Consider the following 20,292-nt stretch of genomic DNA (forward strand, 5'->3'; position numbering starts at 1 on the left):
GGCGGTTTTGCCTGGCTCAGGCGCTCGCCCGTGGATCAGCTGCCAGTGCCGGAAACGATCCGGCATCTCTCCGATGCGGAATATCATTTGCTGCACCGTGCCGCACAGGTGCTGCTGCCCGTTGCCGGCTCGGCACTGGTGCCGCTCTCACAAGTGCCGGTGGTGGCCAATATTGATCATATGGTCGGTTTGCTGCCGGCGCATATTCGCAAGCAAGTGGGCATGGGCCTGACACTGTTTGATAACGCTGCCGTGATCGCGGGCTGGCACGGCCGGCGTTTTGTCGATCTGGATGATGCCGCAGCGGTGGATTATTTTGACCGCTGGGCGAGCGGCAACAGCATTCAGCGTGCGCTCTCGACATTGGTCAAGCGCTTTGTCTATATCGCCTACTGGCGCGATCCGGTGACCTGGGAAGCGGTCGAGTTCGATGGGCCGGTATCGGAAAGATGGGGCCTGGCTTATCTGGGCAATGCGCCGCTGCCTCAGGAGCAGGGGGAGGAGAGGGCATGACCATCCAGATCAATCAAGGCTTGCCCGTGGTGCAAGCCAGTGATGTTCGGCAGGCAGCGCCCGGCGGGCAGCTGTCGCTGCGTGCTGATGTGGTAGTGGTAGGCTCCGGGGCCGGTGGTGCCGTGGCTGCGTACGAGCTGGCCCGCCAAGGGCTGGATGTCATCGTGCTGGAAGCCGGGCCTTATATTCCCTCCACGGCCTTTACCGAAGATTTTGCCGACAGCCTCGAAACGCTCTACGAGGAACATGGCAGCCAGACCAACAAGGACGGTGATCTCCTGATCCTGCAGGGCCGCTGTGTTGGCGGCTCGACGGTAGTGAATGGTTGTGTGGCATTCCGGACACCAGATTTCATTCTCGATGAGTGGCGCCGTGATTTCGGCTTGAACGACATGACGCCGGACGTGCTCACGCCTTATTTCGAGCGCGTGGAAAAGCACCTCTCCATCAGCACCAATGGCCCACATGAAATCGCCCGCCATAGCCAGGTGATCAAGGCTGGAGCGGAGAAGCTGGGCTGGTCGGCCAAGCCGTTTCAGCGCAACGTGAAGCAATGCGCGCTCACCGGGCATTGCTTGTCCGGCTGCAAGACCGACCGCAAACAGTCGATGTTGGTGACTTACCTGCCCTGGGCGGCCGCACACGGTGCCCGGATTCACAGCGATACACGCGTCACGCGGCTGCTCAGCAAGAATGCCCGCGTCACCGGCATCGAGGGTGAGGTGGTAGATCGCCATGGCGAAAAAGTGGCTGACATCCGGGTGGAGGCGCCACGGGTGGTGCTGGCCGCAGGAGCGGTGCAGACGCCGGTGCTGTTGCAGCGCAGCGAGCTGGGCAACGATCAGGTGGGCCGAAATTTTGCCTGCCACCCGTCCTTTTATGTGGGCGCCCGTTACCCGCAGCCGATTCACCCCTGGCGCGGCGCCTTGCTGGGCATGTACGTGGATCAGTTCATGCGCCCGGAAGATGGCGGTTTTGTGCTTGAAGTGGGTGGGCTCGGTGTGGCCGAGATGTGCATGATCAGCGAGCCGGGCACCGGCCAGCCGTACGTGGAATTCATGGAAAATGCCCGCTACAACGCCGGCATCGTGACGTTGATCCACGATCACAACGTGGGCGAGGTGCGCTGGCGCGGGGATCACAAGACCATCGATTACCGGCTCAGCAAAAAAGATTTTCCGGCCATGATGCTGTCTTTGAAGGCGGCCATCCGGTTGCATCTGGCGTCCGGTGCGGAGGAGGTTTTCCTGCCCACCACCGAACGCCTGGCGGTGCGCGATGCGGCGGAGATCGATGCAGCAGTGGGCCGCATAGCCAACCAGCCGCACGCGCTGCGGATGGTGTCCTACCATCCGCAAGGCAGTTGCCGGATGGGCGCGGACCCGGCCAATAGCGCCGTGGATGCCAGTGGCCGCTTGCACGGCACCGAAGACGTATATGTGGCCGATGCCAGTCTGCTCCCCACCTCGCTGATCGTGAATCCACAAGTGACCGTTTATGCTCTGGCGAACTATGTCGCCGACCGGATGCTGGAAAATCCGCGCAACAGGCCCTAGACTCCAGAGTACAAAAAAAGCCAGGCCCGCAGAGGCCACCTGTGGAGACAGGTCAGATGCATAATAATAACCCCGGCCCTGATGAGCCGGGCTGGATGTCGGGCCTTGCGCCTTTGTCACGCCGGGGATTCCTACGTACTGCCTTGTTGGGTGCCGCAGCACTCAGCACGGGGTGTGCCAGCCTGATGCGACGAGGCCAGGTTGCGCCGCCTCGTTACCAGCACCTTTCCGAAGATGATGCGCTGGTGTTACAGCAGCTTGTTCGCGTACTGCTGCCCACCGCCGAGCACGGACTGCCCTCAAGTTACTCCGATGTGCCGACCTTGCAGAATATCGACGGTATGGTCGGGCAAATGTCTGACCAGACTCGCGAGCTGCTCGGGCTGGGACTGTGGCTGTTCGAACGCCGCCCGATGGCCAGTTTCCAGTTCAGCCGTTTCAGCCGCCTTGATGAGCCACAAGCGCTGCGTTATGTGCAGGCGATGCAAACTGGCAACTTCGTCGAACGCGGCCTGATGAGCACGCTCAAGACGCTGGTGTGCGTGAACTACTGGCGCGATGCACGCACCTGGCCGGCGCTTGATTATCACGGCCCGGTCACGGAGCTGTGGGGCGTGCGCCGGTTGGGCAACGCTCCTTTGCCGCAAGCCTGAAGGGAAAAAATCATGCGCATCATCAATGTGCCCCGCGAGGGCGTGCCGGTATTCACGGCAGAAGATGTTCGCCGCGATCCCGCCATGGGCCGCCGCGTTAACGTCAAGACAGAAGTGGTGGTGGTCGGCTCAGGTGCGGGCGGCGCCATGGTGGCCTATGAACTGGCGAAAGCCGGGCGACAGGTGCTAGTCCTGGAATCCGGCCGCTATTACCCCAGCGCACGCTTTACCGAGCATCTGGGCGATACCATGACCCAGGTGTACCGGGAACAGGGCAGCCAGTTCAACAGCACGGCGGACGTGTTGTTCCCCGAAGGGCAATGTATCGGTGGCTCCACCGTGATCGGTGCCGGGGTCATGCAGCGGCCGCCGGATTCGCTGTTGCAGCGGTGGGCCAACGAGCTGTCTTTGCCGCAATTTGCACCTGCGACGGTGGCGTCGGTATTCGCCGAAGTGGGCCGCGAACAGTTTGTGCATCTCAATGAAGCGCACGAGATCAACGCCACCGCGCACAAGGTGATTAAGGGCTGCGAGAAAATGGGCTTCAGCTGGAAGCCGGTGGCGCGCAATGTGCGCCAGTGTGCGCTGACCGGCCATTGCTTGGCTGGTTGCTTGTCGGATCGCAAGATGTCATCGCTGGTGACGTACTTGCCGTGGGCGGCCGCCTATGGTGCGCGACTGTTTGCCGATTGCCATGTGAGCCGGGTGCTGCTGCGTGGCGGGCGTGCTGTGGGTGTCGAGGCCGTGGTGCGCGATCCGCAGACCGGGGCAGAAGTTTCGCGCATGCGTGTGGATGCGGAAGTGGTCGTGGTGGCCGGTGGCGCCATGCAGACGCCACTGTTGCTGCAACGTAGCCAAATTCCCGACAGCAGCGGGCAGATCGGCCGCAATATGGCGGTGCAGCCGTTTGTGCAGGTGCTGGCGCAATATGAAGAGCCGCTGTACGGGTTTCGCGGGGCGCTCGTCGGGGTCGAAATTGATGAATTCATGGAAAGCGACGGCTATATGTTCTTTTCGGCACTGGCCGAGCCGGAGCAACTGATGGTGCAGGGCGAGCAGGCGGCAGGCGCGGAACATATCGAATTCATGAAGCGTTACCGCCATCTGGCCGGGCTGAATGCCTTTGCGCTGGATGAAGGGCGCGGCACAGTGAGCTGGGAAGGCGATCTGGAAACCGGCCGCAAGGTGATCAGCTGGAACCCGAGCCAGGCGGAATTCGACAAACTCAAACACGGCGCTGCGCTGGCGGCACGGGTGTTTTTCGCCGCCGGCGCGAAGCGCGTGCATATGCCAAGTTTCCGGCCACTGCATGTGGACTCGGTATTTGAGCTGGATCATACGCTGGATCAGATCAGCCACGGCCTCAAAGGCATGTATTCGTTGCGGATCAATTCCTTCAGTGCACACGGCACTTGCCGCATGGGCACGGATCGTTTTCAGAGCGTGGCCAATCCGCAAGGCGAAGTGCACGATGTGAAGGGGCTGTTTCTGGCGGACGCCAGCTTGCTGCCGGAGCCGATTCCGGCGGCGCCGCACTGGACAGTCCAGGTGATGGCAAAACAAGTGGCGCGCAATATTCTGGCCAGTGCCAGCGGCCTGTTTCTGGACGGCAACGCGTAGCGCTTGAGGGTGGGACAAGCGGAAAGTCAGAAAGCGCCCGGTCAGGTGTCCCGCGGGCGGGCTGCGGTGCGAGGTGATCGCGCCGGCCGGCCACAACCCTTGGGGGGTATGTCTGGTCGCTTTGCTGACGCACCTGGAGTGGCCGGTGTCATTCCAGATGCGTCAGCCGCGCACGCGCAGGCGTCCAGGTGCTCGCTCAGCCCTCGGTGGTTTCCGCGTCATCCGCGACGAATTCGACCAGCAGAGTGCCTTCGCTCACGGTCACGCCGGGGCCGAACGGCAAGGCGTGAACAACGCCGGGGGCAGAAGCCCGCAAGGTGTGTTCCATCTTCATCGCTTCCATGGTGATCACCGGGCTGCCAGCGTCAACTCGGGCGCCAGCCTCCACATGGTGTGCCACCACGGTGCCGTTCATGGGCGCCGCGAATGCGGCCGCAGCACCCATTGCACCACCGGCCAACGGCGCCGGGCGCAGCGACAGGGTGTCCACATGGCCATCGCAGAACAGATAAAGAACGTCGCCCTCGATTGCCCCGTGTATCTGCATGCTGGCTCCCTCTGTGCTGCGCAGTTCACCGGAGGCGGCGTGCCAGTGCAGGGCAACAGTGGTGTCGTTCCAGCGCGCTTGCAGCGCGTTGTCCGGGCCTTCGAGCTGGATTGCGTGCATCACCTCATCTTGCTGCAATGTGACGGTATAGCGCGCTGGCAGCCAGGCTTGCCAGCTGTTCAGGGTATCCCACGGATCGTTGCCGGTTTTGGCGCGTTGCCGCTCTCGCAGCAGCAAGGCGGCACCGGCCAGGCGTAGCGGCAGGGTGCCGTCGTCCGGCCCGGTGTCGGGGTTGTGCTGCTCCAGAAAACGTGTAGAAAGGTCGGCTTCCACAAATGCCGGGTGCGCCAGCACATTCAGCAGGAAGGCAATGTTGTGGCGGATGCCGGCGATATGCGTGTGCACCAATGCCTGGCGCAGGCGGCGCCGCGCCTGTTCCCGATTGCTGCCGTAGCAAATGACCTTGGCAATCATCGGATCATAATGATCGCTGACCTGATCGCCACGGCCGAAACCGGTGTCCACGCGCAGGCCGGGCAGTTCGGGCCAGTCGCAGACCGCCAGAGTGCCGGAGGAGGGCATGAACTGCCGCGCCGGATCTTCGGCATACAGCCGCACCTCGATAGCGTGGCCATTGATTGTCAGCTCGTGCTGCTCACGCGGCAGTTGGCCACCAGCGGCCACGGTCAATTGCCAGGCGACCAGATCTTCACCGGTAATCAGCTCGGTGATCGGGTGCTCCACCTGTAGCCGCGTGTTCATTTCCATAAAGTAGAACTGGCCATCCGGCGCCAGCAAAAACTCGACGGTGCCGGCACCCTGATAGTTGATCGCACGCGCTGCCCGCACAGCGGCTTCACCGAGCTGCTGCCGCAATGCCTCGCTGACACCGGGGGCGGGCGCCTCTTCGATGATTTTCTGGTGGCGCCGCTGTACCGAGCAATCCCGTTCGAACAGGTGAACGGTGTTGCCGTGCTGATCGGCAAATACCTGCACCTCCACGTGGCGGGCGCTTTCCAGATAACGCTCCAGCAGCACACGGTCGTCGTTGAACGCATTGCGCGCTTCACGGCGTGCCGCCGCCAGCGCTTCGAGAAAACTTTCGGCGTCGTTGACGATGCGCATGCCCTTGCCGCCGCCGCCGGCCACGGCCTTGATCAGCAGCGGAAAACCGATTTCAGTAGCGGCCTTGGCCAAGGCGTCGTCGCCGGGTTCTGCTTCATCAAAACCGGGCAGCACCGGTACGCCGTGCTCGGCCATCAGTTGCCGCGCAGCAGCCTTGTCGCCCATCAGGCGAATGGCATCCGCGCCGGGGCCGACAAAAATCAGCCCTGCCCTGGCGCAGGCTTCGGCGAAGGCGGCGTTCTCGGAAAGAAAGCCGTAGCCGGGGTGAATGGCATCGGCGCCGTTTTCCTGTGCGGCGCGAATGACCTTGTCGATATCCAGATAACTTTCTCGTGCCGGTGCCGGGCCCAGCCGGACAGCGCGGTCGGCGCCGCGCACATGGGGCAGGGTTGCATCCGCATCGGAGTAGACCGCAACGGTCTCGATGCCAAGCTCTCGGCAGGTGCGCTGGATGCGGCAGGCAATCTCGCCACGGTTGGCAATCAACAAACGGTTAATCATCTCGGGTTCCTCACCGGGCGGCTCAGGGCGTGCGCCACGCCGGGGCACGTTTTTCCAGAAAAGCGTTCAAGCCTTCGCGGCCTTCGTCGGTGCTGCGCAAGGTGGCAATCAATTCCGCTGTCCAGGCGACAAGCTCATCGTCCGCAGGGCGGGTGGCCACATGCCGTATCAGCGAGCGGCTTTTGATTTGTGCTTGCGGTGCGCCGGCCAGCAGGGCTTCCACGCAACGATCCACTGCCGCGTCAAGCTCGTCCTCCGGAACCGCCTCGTGCGCCATACCAATGTGCACCGCACGTTGCGCATCAATCACTTCCGCGGTCATGAAATAGCGCTGCGCCTGGCGTGTGCCGATGGCGTGTACGACGTAGGGCGAGATCACGGCCGGCAACAGCCCGAGGCGCACCTCACTGAGGCAGAATCGGGCGGTATCTGCCGCCAGCGTAATATCGCTGGCGCAGGCCAGCCCGGTTGCGCCGCCGTACGCCGCGCCTTGCACGCGGGTGATAACCGGCTTCGGTGCTCGGGCGATGGTGCTCATCAGTGCCGCCAGACGCGCCGCATCCGCACGGTTTTCTTCCCGGCTCATATCAGCCATGCGGCGCATCCAGTTGAGATCGCCACCGGCACTGAAGTGCTGGCCGGCACCAGCCAGCACCATGACGCGGGCGTCGGACTCGCCCGCCTCGGTAACGGCGCGAATAATGTCTTCGATCAGTGCATCGTCAAAAGCATTACGCTTTTCCGGGCGATTCAGTGTGATGCGCGCCAGCGGGCCGTCGTATTGCAGCAATATGCTCATGCAAGCTCCCTGTGATTACATGCGGAACACGCCGAAGCGCGTCTCCGGAATGGGGGCGTTGAGGCTGGCCGACAGCGCAAGCCCCAGCACATCGCGGGTGCTGGCCGGGTCGATGATGCCGTCATCCCACAGGCGTGCGCTGGCGTAATACGGCCGCGCCATGGTGTCGTATTGCTCGACCATGGATTGCTGAAACGCTTCCGCTTCCTGCTCGCTCCATTGCTCGCCGCGTTTGCGCAACGACGCCTGGCGCACCTGAGTCAGCACGCTGGCCGCTTGCTCGCCGCCCATCACACCAATACGCGCGTTCGGCCACATGAACATGAAACGCGGATCGTAGGCGCGCCCGCACATGCCGTAGTTGCCCGCGCCATAGCTGCCGCCGGTGACCACCGTGAGTTTTGGCACGGCGGCGCAGGCTACGGCATTGACCATTTTTGCGCCGTGCTTGGCAATGCCCTCGGCCTCATATTTGCGGCCGACCATGAAGCCGTTGATGTTCTGAAGGAACAACAGTGGAATTTTGCGTTGACAGCACAGCTCGATGAAATGCGCGCCTTTTTGCGCGGATTCGGAAAACAGAATGCCGTCGTTGGCCAGGATGCCCACCGGGAAACCGTGAATGCGGGCAAAGCCGGTGACCAGTGTGGTGCCGTAGCGGGCCTTGAATTCATCCAGCTCGGAGTTATCCACGATGCGCGCAATGATTTCCCGTGCCGGCATCGGCTGGCGCGTGCTGGCCGGGATGATGCCGTAAAGCTCTGCAGGGTCGTAAGCCGGTGGCACTGGCGCAGCAATATCCAGCTGCACGGGCTTTTGCCAGTTCAGGCGCGCCACCGCCTGGCGTGCCAGCAGCAGCGCATGTGCCTCATCTTCTGCAAGGTGATCGGCAACACCGGATTGCTCGCAATGCAGTTGCGCACCGCCCAGCTCCTCGGCGCTGACTTCTTCCCCGGTAGCGGCTTTCACCAGCGGCGGGCCAGCGAGAAAGATAGTGCCCTGATTGCGCACCATGATGGTTTCATCGGCCATGGCTGGTACGTAAGCCCCGCCGGCGGTGCAGGAGCCCAGCACCACGGCAATCTGGGGAATGCCCTGAGCTGACATATTGGCCTGATTGAAGAAAATGCGCCCGAAGTGTTCCCGGTCGGGAAAAACTTCGTCCTGACGGGGCAGGTTGGCACCGCCGGAATCGACCAGATAGATGCAGGGCAGGCGGTTTTCTGCCGCGATAGCCTGAGCGCGCAAATGTTTCTTTACGGTCAACGGATAATAACTGCCACCTTTCACGGTGGGATCGTTGGCGACGATCATGCACTCCACACCGTTTACGCGGCCGATGCCGCCCACGCAGCCTGCCGCCGGCACATCTTCGCCGTACACGTCCATGGCCGCCAGCGGCGACAGCTCCAGAAAGGGCGAGCCGGGGTCAAGCAGGCGTGCAATACGCTCGCGCACCGGCAGCTTGCCACGCTCCCGCAGGCGCGCCTCGGCGGCAGCACCGCCACCGTGCGCGATCTGCGCCAACCGCGCTTGCAGATCCGCTTTCAGCGCCAGATTATGGGCACGATTTTCGGCAAAGCTGTCGCTGCCGGTATTGATGCTGGAAATAATTCTAGGCATGGTCGCTCCGTCCTCAGGACGTTTCCTTGAACAGTTCGCGGCCGATCAGCATGCGGCGAATTTCGCTGGTGCCGGCCCCGATCTCGTAAAGCTTGGCATCGCGCAACAGACGCCCGGTGGGATATTCGTTGATATAGCCGTTGCCCCCCAGGCACTGGATCGCTTCCAGCGCCATTTGCGTGGCGTTTTCGGCGCAATACAAAATCGCACCGGCAGCATCCTTGCGGCTGGTTTCGCCACGGTCACAGGCTTGTGCTACCGCATATAGATAGGCACGGCTGGCGTTCAACGTGACGTACATATCAGCGAGTTTGCCCTGCATCAGTTGAAACTCGCCGATGCTCTGGCCGAACTGCTTGCGCTCGTGCAGATAAGGCACCACCACATCCATGCAAGCCTGCATGATGCCCACCGCGCCACCGGCCAACACGGTGCGCTCGTAATCCAGCCCGCTCATCAGCACCCGCACGCCGTCATTGAGTTTGCCGAGGATATTCTCGGCTGGCACTTCGCAATTCTCGAACACCAGCTCGCAGGTATTCGAGCCGCGCATGCCGAGCTTGTCGAGTTTCTGCGCACGGCTGAAGCCGGGTGCATCGTGTTCGACGATGAACGCGGTGATGCCGCGTGGGCCGGCGTTGATGTCGGTTTTGGCGTAGATCACATAAGTGTGTGCATCCGGGCCGTTGGTGATCCACATCTTGTTGCCGTTGAGCACGTAATGATCGCCGCGCTTGTCGGCGCGTAATTTCATGCTCACCACATCGGAGCCCGCGCCCGGTTCGCTCATGGCCAGCGCGCCAACATGCTCGCCGGAGATCAGTTTCGGCAGATAGCGGGCTTTCTGCTGTTCAGTGCCGTTCAGGGAAATCTGGTTGACGCACAGGTTCGAGTGCGCGCCGTAAGACAGGCCGATCGAGGCCGAAGCGCGGGAAATTTCCTCCATGACGATGGTGTGGGCCAGATAGCCCAGGCCGGCGCCGCCGTATTCCTCGCTGGCGGTGACGCCGAGCACGCCAAGGTCACCCAGCTTGCGCCACATTGCCGCAGGGAAAGTATTGTCACGATCAACATCCGCTGCGATCGGCATGATCTCCCGCTCGGCAAAGGCACGCACGCTGTCACGCAAGGCAACCAGCGTTTCGTCAAAATTGAATTGCAGGGTGGGGTAGTGGCTCATGGCAGGCTCCGGGCACGGTTCGGTATCGGTTATTTATTGTGGATTTTCTGCATTGCATTCAGGCAGCGTTGCTCGGCTTCATCCAGCTCCTGTTGCATCACGCGGATGTCAAGCAACTGCTGCTCAAGCAAGCTGCGCTTTTCATGAATCTTTCCCAGCAGCGCACGTAATTGCGTCTGGTTGTTGTCAGTGCCGGGGTTGTACAGATCAATCAGCTCCCGGCTTTCTGCCAGTGACAGCCCCAGCCGTTTGCCGCGCAGGATCAGCTTCAGCCGCACCCGATCGGCAGGGCTGTAAATCCGCGTCTGCCCACGGCGCGCAGGAGTTAGCAGCCCGATATCCTCGTAAAAGCGGATCGTGCGTGTGGTGATGTCCAGCTCGCGAGCCAGCTCGCCGATGCTGTACTCTCGCGGCTCTCGTGGCTCGCGCCCGTCGGCGCGCTCTGGGGTGCGATTGGGTTGTTTCATGCGCTGCAAGGTAGCCCAAGTTGACGTTAACGTAAAGTGCAGCCGATGAGCGCCATTGTAGATCGGGAGCGCTAGTTTCCGACGAGGGATGCTGGCCGCCGTAAGCCCTGGCAGCTGGGTCGCCGGCCGCCGGGTCGCCGGCCGCACGGGTCGCCGGCCGCACGGGCTACGGGGTGGCGGTCTCGGGCAAGGCAGTGGTAACTTAGCGCGGCATCACGGCGCCGCTGCGACGCCGGTGCGTAGCGGCGCGTTGGTCAGCTCGGCAGGGCACTTTCGGCGACGCTGCGATATGGAAACTCCGCCCAGGAGATAGCGCTGCATGAATTATTCCCCCGCACCGGTCAGCAAGGATCGCAAGGTACTGCGCAGGATCGATTTCGGCGCGGCTCGAACATCGGTCACCGGGGTGCTGGCTGCGTTGGCGGTGTACGTCCTGATCGCCTGGGCCGGTCGTCTTTATCAGGATTTTGAGGGGCTGGCGCTGGGCCTCGGGCTGATGGTGCTTGTCGTCAGTGCTTATCGGCTGCTGATCGTGGCGCGCTTCGACACTCTTTATGCATCCGGGCCGGCGCGCTGGCGGACGCTGTTCGGGGTCGGGCTGCTAGCGCATGCGTGCGTCTGGGGTGCGATATTCGGCAGCGTGACGGTGTTGCATGGTGTCGGTTTCAATTTCTTTGCGGTAGCGCTGTACAACATTGGCGTCACCACCGGGCTCTCGGGCGCCTGGATGGCTTCACTGCGCAGTCGGCAGGTCTATATTGCACTGATGTTCGTGCCAGCGATCATCGCATTGGCCGCCACCGATGTGCCGCAGGGCTGGTTGCTGGCGTTGTTGCTGGCAATTTATGCCGGCTATCTCTATCGCATGTTTGCCAGCCTGCACGATACCTTTTGGCATGCACTGGCACGCGTGCGGCGCCCGACGGCGTCCGCCCCGGCCGGGCTGCCACGATCCGGGCAGGATATTCAACTGAGCCTGGTGTACCGGCTGGCGCAAGAGCTGCGCACGCCGATGAATAGTATGCTGGGCATGCTTGCACTACTGGACGAAACCGAGCTGACCGACGAGCAAAAGGAATATCACCAGGTGGCGGCACAGTCAGGCCGCCTGTCGTTGTCGCTGATCGATGACGTGCTCGATTACAGCCGCATTCTTACTGGTCGTATTGCCCTCAACCCTGATTTTTTTGATGTGCGCGAAGCGCTGGAGCAGGCGCTGGACGCCTATGGTCACATCGCAGAAAGCAAAGGCGTCGAGCTGACTGCGGTGCTCAAGCATGATTTGCCGCGCCGGGTGCGAGGCGACCGCGAACGCATCATGCAAGTGCTGAACAACCTGCTGAGTAACGCGGTCAAGTTCTCCGACCAAGGCGAAATTCGGTTGGACGTGGATTTCCAGGGCGATAACGACGGGGACGGCCTGCTGCAATTGCGGGTGACAGATCAGGGAGTAGGCATGACGCCAGAGCAGGCGACCAGTCTGTTCGATGATCCGTTCCAGGCGCCGGAGGCCGATAACCCGGCGGCGCGCCGCGGCGGCTTCGGGCTGCTGGTGTGTAAAGGGTTGGCCGATGCCATGGCCGGACGTATCGGCGTGGAGAGCACGCCGGGCGAGGGCAGCTGTTTCTGGTTCGAGCTGCCAATGCAGGCGCAACCGTATATCTCGGAACGCACTGATTTGCGTCGAGTATTGCGCGATCAGCATTTGCTGGTGGTGGGCGCCGCCAGCGGCACTGCCGCCATGCTGGGCGAAGAAATGCAGGCGCTGGACGCGAATAGCGAAGTCATCGACGATTATGATGCCGTGCTGGGCGTACTGCGAGAAGGCCAGCGCGAAGGGCAGCGTCAATTGCTGTATCTGGATACCTGGGCGCGCCGTGAAGCGGCATTGAACCTGTGCCGGGCTGTGGCGGCTGATCCGGCACTGGCCGCAGTGCAGGTGATTCTGGGCGTCAGTGTCGATGAGCGTAGCCAGCCATCAGTGCAGAAACTGGTGCGTGAGCAGGGGCTGCCGGTGCTGACCCGGCCGCTGCATCGCCGTGCCCTGCGTTTGTTATTGTCGCAGTTGTATGGTCTGGATGATCCGCTGGCCACAGAACTGCAATTTGCCGAATTTGATGACCGGACGCAACGAAAGGACTATCGGCTGCTGCTGGTGGAAAACGATCACGCCAGTGAACTGGTGCTGCGGGGTATGCTGGCCAAGCTTGGCTATCCATTGAAAAGCGTCAGCGACGGCGAGGCAGCGCTGGCGCTGATGCAGCGGGAAACATTCGATCTGGTGCTGCTGGATTGCACGCTGCCGGGTATGGACGGTTTTGCCGTGGCAAGTGCAATCCGGGAACGGGAGCGGGCCGAGGCCAGCCCGCAGCAGGTGGCGCTGGATACACTACCACGGGTGCCGGTGATCGGCGTGAGCGCCGATATCATGGGTGGCGCACAAGCGCGTTGTTTTGCAGCCGGCATGGATGATGTGCTGGGCAAGCCCTTGCAGCTTGACCAGCTGGAGACGGTGCTGCGGCATTGGCTGCCGGCAACGCCCTCACAGAAGGAGAAGCAATGAGCACGCATCGTGCGCTGTTACTCGGCGCCACCGGGTTGATCGGCCAGCATCTGCTACAACGGTTGCTGACTGACCCACACTGGAGCGAGGTGCAGGTCATCACGCGCCGGCCGATCGCGACAGAGCATGAAAAACTGCACAAGATAGTGCTGCCGCTGACGCAAATGGCCAGCCGACCGGAGCTGTTTGCGGTGGATACCGTGTTCTGCTGCCTGGGCACCACGCTCCGGGCAGCCGGCTCGCGAGCCGCTTTCCGCCAGGTGGATTTTGATTTCTGTGTGCAGGCAGCGGAGCTTGCCCGTGCTCAAGGCGTAAACCATTTCCTGCTGGTGTCGGCCGTCAATGCAAGGGCCACCTCGCCAGTGTTTTACTCCCGCGTCAAAGGCGAGGCTGAAGCAGCTATCGTGTCGCTGGATTTTCCCTCTTTGAGTATTGTTCAACCGTCGCTGCTGCTGGGCCAGCGTGATACCCGCCGCCCCGGCGAGCAGGTGGCCGGGTTGCTGTTCCAGGCGGTGCGGCCATTGGCGGGCTGGAGCAATGCCAGCTGGCTGCCAGTGGAAGCGGCGCAGGTGGCCGATGCCATGGCGGTTGCCGGCCGGGCGCCGCAACCGGGTACGCGCCGGTTGCGCTATCGCGACTTGAAAACGCTGGCAGCACGCATTGACGAGCAGCCTCGCAAGCCCGTATGAAGCCGACGTTTTTTGCGCCGGCTGCCTCATCTCTTTTCTGTATAGGAGAATAAATCGTGACCTTCGTAACCTGTGATCTTTGTGACGAACATGCCGATAGCGTATCGGTGGTGACCGGGCTGCACTGGCGTAATTTTGGCGGCCGCAAGAATTTTGGCGGCCAGGTGGAGACGGTAAAATGTTTCGAGGACAACTCACGGGTGAAGGAGCATCTGGCCACGCCGGGCAAGGGCAAAGTGCTGGTGGTGGATGGCGGTGGCTCGCTGCGCAATGCGCTGATCGGTGACATGATTGCAGAAAACGCTGTGGAAAACGGCTGGGAAGGCGTGATCATCTATGGCGCCTGCCGCGATGTAGATGCACTTTTGCAGCTGGATCTGGGTGTGGTAACGCTGGGCTGCGTACCGATCAAGAGTGTGCGCCGGGGCGAAGGGCAGCTCAATATTCCGGTCAGTTTCGGCGGCGTGATTTTCCAGCCGGGGCACTGGGTTTATGCCGACAACAACGGCGTCATTGTGTCGCCTGCTGCACTGCTGTGAGCCACTCTGCGTGCTGGCCATGTCACGCACCGGCAGTTGCCGGCGCAACATGGCCACGCGAGTGAAAATGCCTGCTGCTTCGTGAATCTGAACGCCTTTGCGCGCGCTGTCGGGAACGATTCATGAACAGCGCACCTTGCTTGAGCAGCAGTTGCTCGATATCCGCTTCGATGCTCCCCGAGCCAGCGGGCCTCCCCCTTGGTGGGCTCCTCCTTCATAAAAGCAAGCCGTCAGCCGGCCGGCACGGTTCATTCCCCGTTCAGGAAGCTGACAGCGGGAGTTAAGTAAGCTGCCTCTATGCTGTGCGTGTGTTTCTTCAACCACGGAGCAGTCATGAAAAAGTTTGCAGCAACAACCCTGTGCATGGCCCTGGCGGGCACGGCCGGTCACGCTATTGCCGATGAGATGTTTGCCGGGGCCACGCTGGGCCAGAGCAGTAACAACATGCACAAATCGCGTGCGCTGGATGCACAGCTGGGCAACCCTGATCTGGATGGCGTGATCCATCGCAACAGCACCTGGGGTGCCCGAATTGGCCAGCGGGCGGGCCAGATGCGTTACTATCTCGGTTACGATCGGGTATCCAGCGAGCGCCGGGCCTACAAGCTGAGGCAGCAGACTCTGCTTGCCAGTGCCGATGCACTGATACCGGTTGGCATGCATGAAACAGCGCTGTTTGCCGGGGTGACTGGCGGGATAGTTCGTCTGAGCCAGGAAAGCAGCGGCTTCCACAGCCACAGTGACAACGGCTGGGCCGCTGGTGTGCAGGCTGGTGTGCTTCAAAACGTCGGTGACAAAGTGTCGCTGGAGGTAGGCTACCGTTACCTGCGTACCACGGTGGATACGCGCTTGCAGCCGCGGGGCGACGTGCGCGCCGGACGTATCTCGTTGCGCAGCAGCGGCCAGGCTTACCTCGGGGCCAACTACCGCTTCTGACGGCCTGATAGTAATCGGAGGCAACATGAAACTGTTGGTGGTGGAGGACGAGGCGTTGTTGCGCCACCATCTTTACAGCCGTCTGCGGGAGCAGGGGCACATGGTGGATGCCGTCCCCGACGGGCGCGAGGCGTTATATCACGCACACGAATTCCATCACGATATGGCGATTGTGGATCTGGGCTTGCCTGATATGGGCGGCCTGGATCTGATCCGAGAGCTGCGCAGCCAGGGCAAGACATTCCCGATTCTGATCCTTACTGCCCGAGGCAACTGGCAGGACAAGGTCGAGGGGCTGGCTGCCGGTGCCGACGATTACGTCGTCAAGCCGTTTCAGTTCGAAGAGCTTGAAGCACGATTGAATGCACTGTTGCGTCGCGCTGCCGGTTTTTCCCAACCGACCATCGAGGCCGGGGCGCTTTGCCTTGATCTGCATCGCCGGCAGGCGCTGGTGCGAGATGCCAGCCTCGGGCTGACAGCGTTCGAGTATCGAATACTGGAATATCTGATGCGCCACCATCAGCAGGTCGTCACCAAGGATCGCCTGATAGAGCAGCTTTATCCCGATGATCAGGATCGCGATCCGAACGTGATCGAGGTACTAGTAGGCCGGTTGCGTCGCAAACTGGCCGCGGTGCTGGAGACGCAGCCCATCGAGACGATCCGCGGCCAGGGTTATCTGTTTGCAGAGCGCTGCCAATGACCGGCTCTTTACGACTGCGCCTGATGTTCGGCGCCGCCGTCATGGCGGTGGTTTTCACGCTGGCGTTGCAACAAGGGTTGCAGCGTGGCTTCGGGGTGGCATTCGAGCACGCCATCGAGCAGCGACTGGCATCCGACGTCAGCACGCTTGTTTCCGCTGCGCGGGTGGAAAATGGCACACTGGCCATGCCGGAGCGGCTACACGCCGAGCAGTTCCATATTCTGGAAAGCAACAAGCTGCTGGGTTACATCTATGATCGCGACGGGCAGTTATTATGGCGCTCGGCGGCGACCGATGAGCTGCGGCTTGATTATCAGCCTTTTTATGAAACCGGGCAGGGGTACGAACTGCATCGCATTCAGGACGAAAATGGCGTGCCGCTGTTTGTTTATGATGCAGAAATCCGCCTGCTCGGGGGCGCGGATGTTGCCTACAGTATCGTTGTCATGCAGCCCGCCCGAGACTACGACCTGATGCTCAGTGGCTTGCGACAACAGCACTATCTATGGCTCGGTGCTGCCTTGCTCGGGCTGTTGCTGCTGTTATGGGTCGGGCTGAGCTGGGGGCTGATGTCTTTGCGCAGCGTTAGCCTTGAGCTTGATGAAGTGGAGACTGGCGAGCGCCAGCGCCTGAGCGAATCCCATCCGCGCGAGTTATTGCGTCTGACGCGCTCGGTAAACCGGTTGCTGGACAGCGAGCGGCAGCAACGGGTGCGCTATCGGCATTCACTGGCTGATCTGGCGCATGGCCTGAAGACCTCCCTGAGCTTGCTGCAAGCCACCAGCGATGTGATTGCGCGTGATCTTGGCCGGCGTGAACAGGTGCGGGTCATGGACGAGCAGATTGACCGGATGAATCAACAGATCGAATACCAGTTGCAGCGTGCGGCTGTGGGACGCAGCGGCTTGGTGCGGCATCGGGCGGCAGTGCAGCCGGTGCTGGCGCAGCTCAAGGCAACGCTGGACAAGGTTTACCACGAGAAACAGGTGCAACTGACCAGCGAGGTGCCGGCTGGGCTGACGCTGCCACTGGAGCCGGGCGCGCTACTGGAGCTGCTGGGCAATTTGCTCGAAAACGCCTACCGGCTTTGCGTCGTCCACATACGGGTGCAGGCGGAGGCGACGTCAGCCGGCTGGCGTCTGGTGGTAGAAGATGACGGGCCGGGGGTGCCGCCGGAAAAGCGGGCTGTGATCGTACAGCGCGGTGAACGGCTGGATACCCGGCATCCGGGGCAGGGTCTGGGGCTGGCCATCGTCGAGGATATTCTGGAAAGCTACGACGGCCACCTCAGCGTTACCACGTCGGAACTGGGGGGCGCACGCTTCGAGGTGCTGTTGCTGGCCTGATTCATTGTTCGACGGTGAGCGGCCGGCCGGTCAACGCACGCAATACGGCCAGCGGGCTGGTATCGGGCTGATACAGCTTTCGCGCAGGTAAATGCAGTGTCTGCTCCAGCAGATACTGCCCGGCCATGCTGGCATGTGGCACCTGATCCGAAAAACATACCCAGGTGGAGCCGGCAGGAAACGGCACCGTCACTTGCGGCGCGGTGTCCTGATAGGCAGCGTCGCGCTTCATGTTGTCATGCAGTTGTAGCATCAGATGATCGTATTCACTCCGCAAGGATTTGGTGATGCCGAGGCGCTTGAGCAAGCGCGCCTGCCAAGCGGTATAAGGGCGCAGATTCGGCAGGAACTGCCGCGCCACTTGCTCGAACGGTTCGCCGACGCGCCAGACTCGCGGCTCGCCCGCAGGGTTTATATTGGTGAAGACACGCAAAATACGCTCGCCGTTATTCGGGCGTGACGGAAAGGCATCCACATGCAGGCGGCGATCATCGGCGCGCCAGGATTGCCGCCGTTCACTCACGTCCATAGGCCGAAAGCTGGTTGCGCCCAGCGCAACGCTGGCCGTGTAGCGTGGCAATAGCGACTGGATCAGGTGCTGCGCGTGACGGCGGAAGCGTTGCATCATTGCTTCAAGCATCAACAGCGTGCCGTCACTGCCAACGGCGCCACTGAGGCCAGCGGAGGCGAAACTGATATTGCGTGTTTTCGGGCCGAGCAGGGCCGGTGTCAGCAGGGCATATTCGGTATCGTGCAGTGCGAAAGCGAGCTGCGGAAAGAACAATACTTTGCCGGTTTCCAGCGCCTGCGGGATGTCTGTGTCGGGATTATCGCAAGCCCAGCTATCCAGGCTCAGTTGCGTCACAGCATTGTTCACGGTGGGCGTTCCCCAGATTGATCACGGGAAAGCCAGTATAAGTGCGGTTATCTGAACCTGCCCTGAACACCGAGCAACTGGATAGGAAGGCGATAGTATCTGGTTGCCGACCTCCGTTAAACACCAGCATCGTCGAGGGCATCACTAACACCATCAAGGTGATCAAACGCAGGGCCTACGGCTACCGGGATCAGGAGTATTTCTTCCTTAAAATCCGTGCCGCCTTCCCCGGTATTCAACGATGAACCTTTTTTAGCCCCTCTTCCATTTTTCCACAAGGAGAGAGGGTGGCAAGAAAAGCTTGGTGTTTTTGAACAACCGATTGGTGCTTTCGCGGATACCGGAAATAGCTGCACAGAAAGCGACGACAAACCTTTTTTAGCCCCTCTCCCCTTGTGGGAGAGGGGTTGGGGAGAGGGGGAGATTATGGCAGAAAATATATACTCGGCATTTGAGCGAGAACGAAACTGGCTAGCGCTCGGGATTTTTTGATTGTGGAATTTTTATAGAAATTTCTACTGAAGAGAAGTGAAAATAGTGCAACATGTAGCAGGTATCGTGTCAGCTGCATGTCCGCAGCCCCCTCTCCCCCAACCCCTCTCCCACAAGGGGAGAGGGGGCAAAATCTGATTCGCTCACCCTTCGGGCCAGCCTGCGGCTGTTCTGCGCTTCGCTTGTCCCACAAGAGGCGAGGAGAGCAAAAAGATCGGTATTTTGGATAACCGTTTAGTGCTTTCGCGGATACCGGAAATGACTCCACGGAAATCGACGATGAACCAAAAAAACGGGGCGCAAGCCCCGTTTTTTCATGATACGTCGCGCTGTGGTGACGCGACATGTGCAAAGCCGGAAAACGGCTTATGGCAACAGGTGCTGCACGGCATCACGCTCTTCGGCCAGCTCTTGCTCGGTGGCCTGCATGCGAGCGCGGGAGAACTCATTGATCTCCAGACCCTGGACAATTTCCCAGTCGCCGTTCTTGCAGGTGCAGGGGAAGGAGTAGATCAGGCCTTCCTGAATGCCGTAGGAGCCGTCGCTGTAAATGCCCATCGATACCCAATCGCCCTCGGCGGTGCCCAGCGCCCAGCTACGCATATGGTCGACCGCAGCGGAGGCTGCCGAGGCAGCGGAAGAGGCACCACGGGCCTTGATGATGGCCGCGCCGCGCTGTTGTACTTCCGGGATGTAAGTGCCTTCGTACCAGCTCTGATCCACCAGATCGATGGCGGCCTTGCCGTCCACGGTAGCGTGGTGCAGGTCCGGGTACTGGGTGGAGGAGTGGTTGCCCCAGATCAGCATCTTTTTCACGTCATTGACGGTCTTGCCGACCTTGCCGGCCAACTGCGCCATGGCGCGGTTGTGATCCAGGCGGGTCATGGCGGTGAACTGGCGCGGGTTGATGTCCGGAGCGTTGCGCTGGGCGATCAGTGCGTTGGTGTTGGCAGGATTGCCGACCACCAGTACCTTGATGTCACGGCTGGCCACTTCGTTGATGGCCTTGCCCTGGACGGAGAAGATGGCAGCGTTGGCTTCCAGCAGATCCTTGCGCTCCATACCGGGGCCACGCGGGCGGGCGCCGACCAGCAGTGCGTACTGCGCATCCTTGAAAGCTACCTTGGGATCGTCAGTCTGGACGATGCCGGCCAGCAGCGGGAACGCGCAGTCGTCAAGCTCCATGGCGACGCCTTTCAGGGCCTCCAGCGCGGGCGTGATTTCCAGCAGTTGCAGAATCACCGGCTGGTCTTTGCCGAGCATGTCGCCGGAGGCAATGCGAAACAGCAGGGAATAGCTGATCTGGCCTGCTGCACCAGTGACTGCGACGCGTACGGGTGCTTTCATGAACAATCTCCATCTGTCGCCTGTGGGCGGTGTAAAAAGGGGAGACCGTCGCCAGTGCTTTGTGGGCGATCGGATGGGACGGAGACCCCAGGGCGGCGCGCATTATAAAGCAGTGGCGCGGGGTCCGCACCCCGCCCGCCAACGGGGCGGGTGAAAAGCAACGCAGGCAGCGCGAAACGGGCACACTGCCAGATAAAGCGTAAGGAGGTACAAGAA

The 20,292-nt window shown here is 61.4% G+C and carries 17 protein-coding genes and 1 pseudogene; 11 read left to right on the plus strand and 7 right to left on the minus strand.

What is annotated here, in order from left to right; genetic code table 11:
• Positions 1-30: 30 nt before the first annotated feature.
• The 4 genes from MU846_RS00795 (at position 31) to MU846_RS00810 (ending at position 4,342) form a co-directional block, all read left to right on the plus strand.
• Positions 31-513, plus strand: coding sequence for a hypothetical protein (locus MU846_RS00795; RefSeq protein WP_246947289.1), 483 nt, complete (start codon positions 31-33; stop codon positions 511-513).
• A complete protein-coding gene (locus MU846_RS00800) occupies positions 510-2,069 on the plus strand; it encodes an FAD-dependent oxidoreductase (RefSeq protein ID WP_246947291.1) in 1,560 nt (519 codons plus the stop codon). Before MU846_RS00795 ends, MU846_RS00800 begins: the two co-directional genes overlap by 4 nt.
• A 185-nt stretch (positions 2,070-2,254) precedes the next feature.
• Entirely contained in the window at positions 2,255-2,722 is a 468-nt protein-coding gene (locus MU846_RS00805; RefSeq protein ID WP_246947292.1) for a transcriptional initiation protein Tat, read from the plus strand.
• Positions 2,723-2,734: 12 nt separating this feature from the next.
• Positions 2,735-4,342: a GMC family oxidoreductase gene (locus MU846_RS00810; protein WP_246947293.1), complete on the plus strand. Its 1,608-nt coding sequence runs from the start codon at positions 2,735-2,737 to the stop codon at positions 4,340-4,342.
• A 196-nt stretch (positions 4,343-4,538) separates the two neighbouring features.
• On the opposite strand, the gene MU846_RS00815 is transcribed toward MU846_RS00810, so the two are convergent.
• The 5 genes from MU846_RS00815 to MU846_RS00835 are packed head-to-tail and all read right to left on the minus strand — an operon-like array spanning position 4,539 to position 10,584.
• On the minus strand, positions 4,539-6,515 hold the full coding sequence (locus MU846_RS00815; RefSeq protein ID WP_246947295.1) for an acetyl/propionyl/methylcrotonyl-CoA carboxylase subunit alpha: 1,977 nt from the start codon (positions 6,513-6,515) through the stop codon (positions 4,539-4,541).
• 22 nt (positions 6,516-6,537) lie between these two features.
• Entirely contained in the window at positions 6,538-7,314 is a 777-nt protein-coding gene (locus tag MU846_RS00820) for an enoyl-CoA hydratase/isomerase family protein (protein WP_246947297.1), read from the minus strand.
• A gap of 15 nt (positions 7,315-7,329) precedes the next feature.
• A complete protein-coding gene (locus MU846_RS00825; RefSeq protein ID WP_246947299.1) occupies positions 7,330-8,937 on the minus strand; it encodes a carboxyl transferase domain-containing protein in 1,608 nt (535 codons plus the stop codon).
• Between the two features lie 13 nt (positions 8,938-8,950).
• A complete protein-coding gene (locus tag MU846_RS00830; protein ID WP_246947301.1) occupies positions 8,951-10,117 on the minus strand; it encodes an isovaleryl-CoA dehydrogenase in 1,167 nt (388 codons plus the stop codon).
• A gap of 29 nt (positions 10,118-10,146) precedes the next feature.
• Positions 10,147-10,584 (minus strand): MerR family transcriptional regulator, encoded by a 438-nt coding sequence (locus MU846_RS00835; RefSeq protein WP_246947302.1) that lies wholly within the window; start codon positions 10,582-10,584, stop codon positions 10,147-10,149.
• Between the two features lie 319 nt (positions 10,585-10,903).
• Between MU846_RS00835 and MU846_RS00840 the strand changes: the two genes are divergently transcribed.
• From MU846_RS00840 to MU846_RS00865, 6 genes are all read left to right on the plus strand, one after another.
• Positions 10,904-13,147, plus strand: a complete 2,244-nt coding sequence (locus MU846_RS00840; RefSeq protein WP_246947304.1) for an ATP-binding protein — start codon at positions 10,904-10,906, stop codon at positions 13,145-13,147.
• Entirely contained in the window at positions 13,144-13,836 is a 693-nt protein-coding gene (locus MU846_RS00845) for an NAD(P)H-binding protein (RefSeq protein WP_246947306.1), read from the plus strand. The genes MU846_RS00840 and MU846_RS00845 overlap by 4 nt, the downstream gene beginning before the upstream one ends.
• Before the next feature lie 56 nt (positions 13,837-13,892).
• A complete protein-coding gene (rraA, locus tag MU846_RS00850) occupies positions 13,893-14,375 on the plus strand; it encodes a ribonuclease E activity regulator RraA (RefSeq protein ID WP_246947308.1) in 483 nt (160 codons plus the stop codon).
• A gap of 333 nt (positions 14,376-14,708) precedes the next feature.
• A complete protein-coding gene (locus MU846_RS00855) occupies positions 14,709-15,311 on the plus strand; it encodes an outer membrane protein (RefSeq protein ID WP_246947310.1) in 603 nt (200 codons plus the stop codon).
• A gap of 25 nt (positions 15,312-15,336) precedes the next feature.
• Positions 15,337-16,014, plus strand: coding sequence for a response regulator (locus tag MU846_RS00860; RefSeq protein WP_246947311.1), 678 nt, complete (start codon positions 15,337-15,339; stop codon positions 16,012-16,014).
• A complete protein-coding gene (locus MU846_RS00865; RefSeq protein WP_246947313.1) occupies positions 16,011-17,360 on the plus strand; it encodes an ATP-binding protein in 1,350 nt (449 codons plus the stop codon). The genes MU846_RS00860 and MU846_RS00865 overlap by 4 nt, the downstream gene beginning before the upstream one ends.
• Before the next feature lies 1 nt (position 17,361).
• Here MU846_RS00865 and kdoO read toward each other — a convergent pair whose 3' ends face one another.
• A complete protein-coding gene (gene kdoO, locus MU846_RS00870; RefSeq protein WP_246947315.1) occupies positions 17,362-18,237 on the minus strand; it encodes a Kdo hydroxylase KdoO in 876 nt (291 codons plus the stop codon).
• A gap of 92 nt (positions 18,238-18,329) precedes the next feature.
• Here kdoO and MU846_RS00875 point away from each other — a divergent pair.
• Positions 18,330-18,482, plus strand: a pseudogene (locus MU846_RS00875) (transposase); the annotation flags it as partial.
• A gap of 613 nt (positions 18,483-19,095) precedes the next feature.
• Here the strand turns inward: MU846_RS00875 and MU846_RS00880 are convergent.
• The gene (locus MU846_RS00880; RefSeq protein WP_246947317.1) at positions 19,096-20,076 is read right to left on the minus strand and encodes a malate dehydrogenase; all 981 of its coding nucleotides are present in this window, start codon (positions 20,074-20,076) and stop codon (positions 19,096-19,098) included.
• Positions 20,077-20,292 lie beyond the last annotated feature (216 nt).

Source organism: Alcanivorax quisquiliarum (assembly GCF_023051175.1).
Lineage (GTDB): Bacteria > Pseudomonadota > Gammaproteobacteria > Pseudomonadales > Alcanivoracaceae > Isoalcanivorax > Isoalcanivorax quisquiliarum.

Bases quoted from the DNA above. Each gene is read 5' to 3' on its own strand.
- MU846_RS00825 (WP_246947299.1), bottom strand. From the start codon at position 8,937: ATGCCTAGAATTATTTCCAGCATCAATACCGGCAGCGACAGCTTTGCC.
- MU846_RS00800 (WP_246947291.1), top strand. From the start codon at position 510: ATGACCATCCAGATCAATCAAGGCTTGCCCGTGGTGCAAGCCAGTGAT.
- MU846_RS00860 (WP_246947311.1), top strand. From the start codon at position 15,337: ATGAAACTGTTGGTGGTGGAGGACGAGGCGTTGTTGCGCCACCATCTT.
- MU846_RS00805 (WP_246947292.1), top strand. From the start codon at position 2,255: ATGCGACGAGGCCAGGTTGCGCCGCCTCGTTACCAGCACCTTTCCGAA.
- MU846_RS00820 (WP_246947297.1), bottom strand. From the start codon at position 7,314: ATGAGCATATTGCTGCAATACGACGGCCCGCTGGCGCGCATCACACTG.
- MU846_RS00865 (WP_246947313.1), top strand. From the start codon at position 16,011: ATGACCGGCTCTTTACGACTGCGCCTGATGTTCGGCGCCGCCGTCATG.
- MU846_RS00845 (WP_246947306.1), top strand. From the start codon at position 13,144: ATGAGCACGCATCGTGCGCTGTTACTCGGCGCCACCGGGTTGATCGGC.
- MU846_RS00835 (WP_246947302.1), bottom strand. From the start codon at position 10,584: ATGAAACAACCCAATCGCACCCCAGAGCGCGCCGACGGGCGCGAGCCA.
- MU846_RS00880 (WP_246947317.1), bottom strand. From the start codon at position 20,076: ATGAAAGCACCCGTACGCGTCGCAGTCACTGGTGCAGCAGGCCAGATC.
- MU846_RS00830 (WP_246947301.1), bottom strand. From the start codon at position 10,117: ATGAGCCACTACCCCACCCTGCAATTCAATTTTGACGAAACGCTGGTT.
- MU846_RS00840 (WP_246947304.1), top strand. From the start codon at position 10,904: ATGAATTATTCCCCCGCACCGGTCAGCAAGGATCGCAAGGTACTGCGC.
- MU846_RS00815 (WP_246947295.1), bottom strand. From the start codon at position 6,515: ATGATTAACCGTTTGTTGATTGCCAACCGTGGCGAGATTGCCTGCCGC.
- MU846_RS00855 (WP_246947310.1), top strand. From the start codon at position 14,709: ATGAAAAAGTTTGCAGCAACAACCCTGTGCATGGCCCTGGCGGGCACG.
- MU846_RS00810 (WP_246947293.1), top strand. From the start codon at position 2,735: ATGCGCATCATCAATGTGCCCCGCGAGGGCGTGCCGGTATTCACGGCA.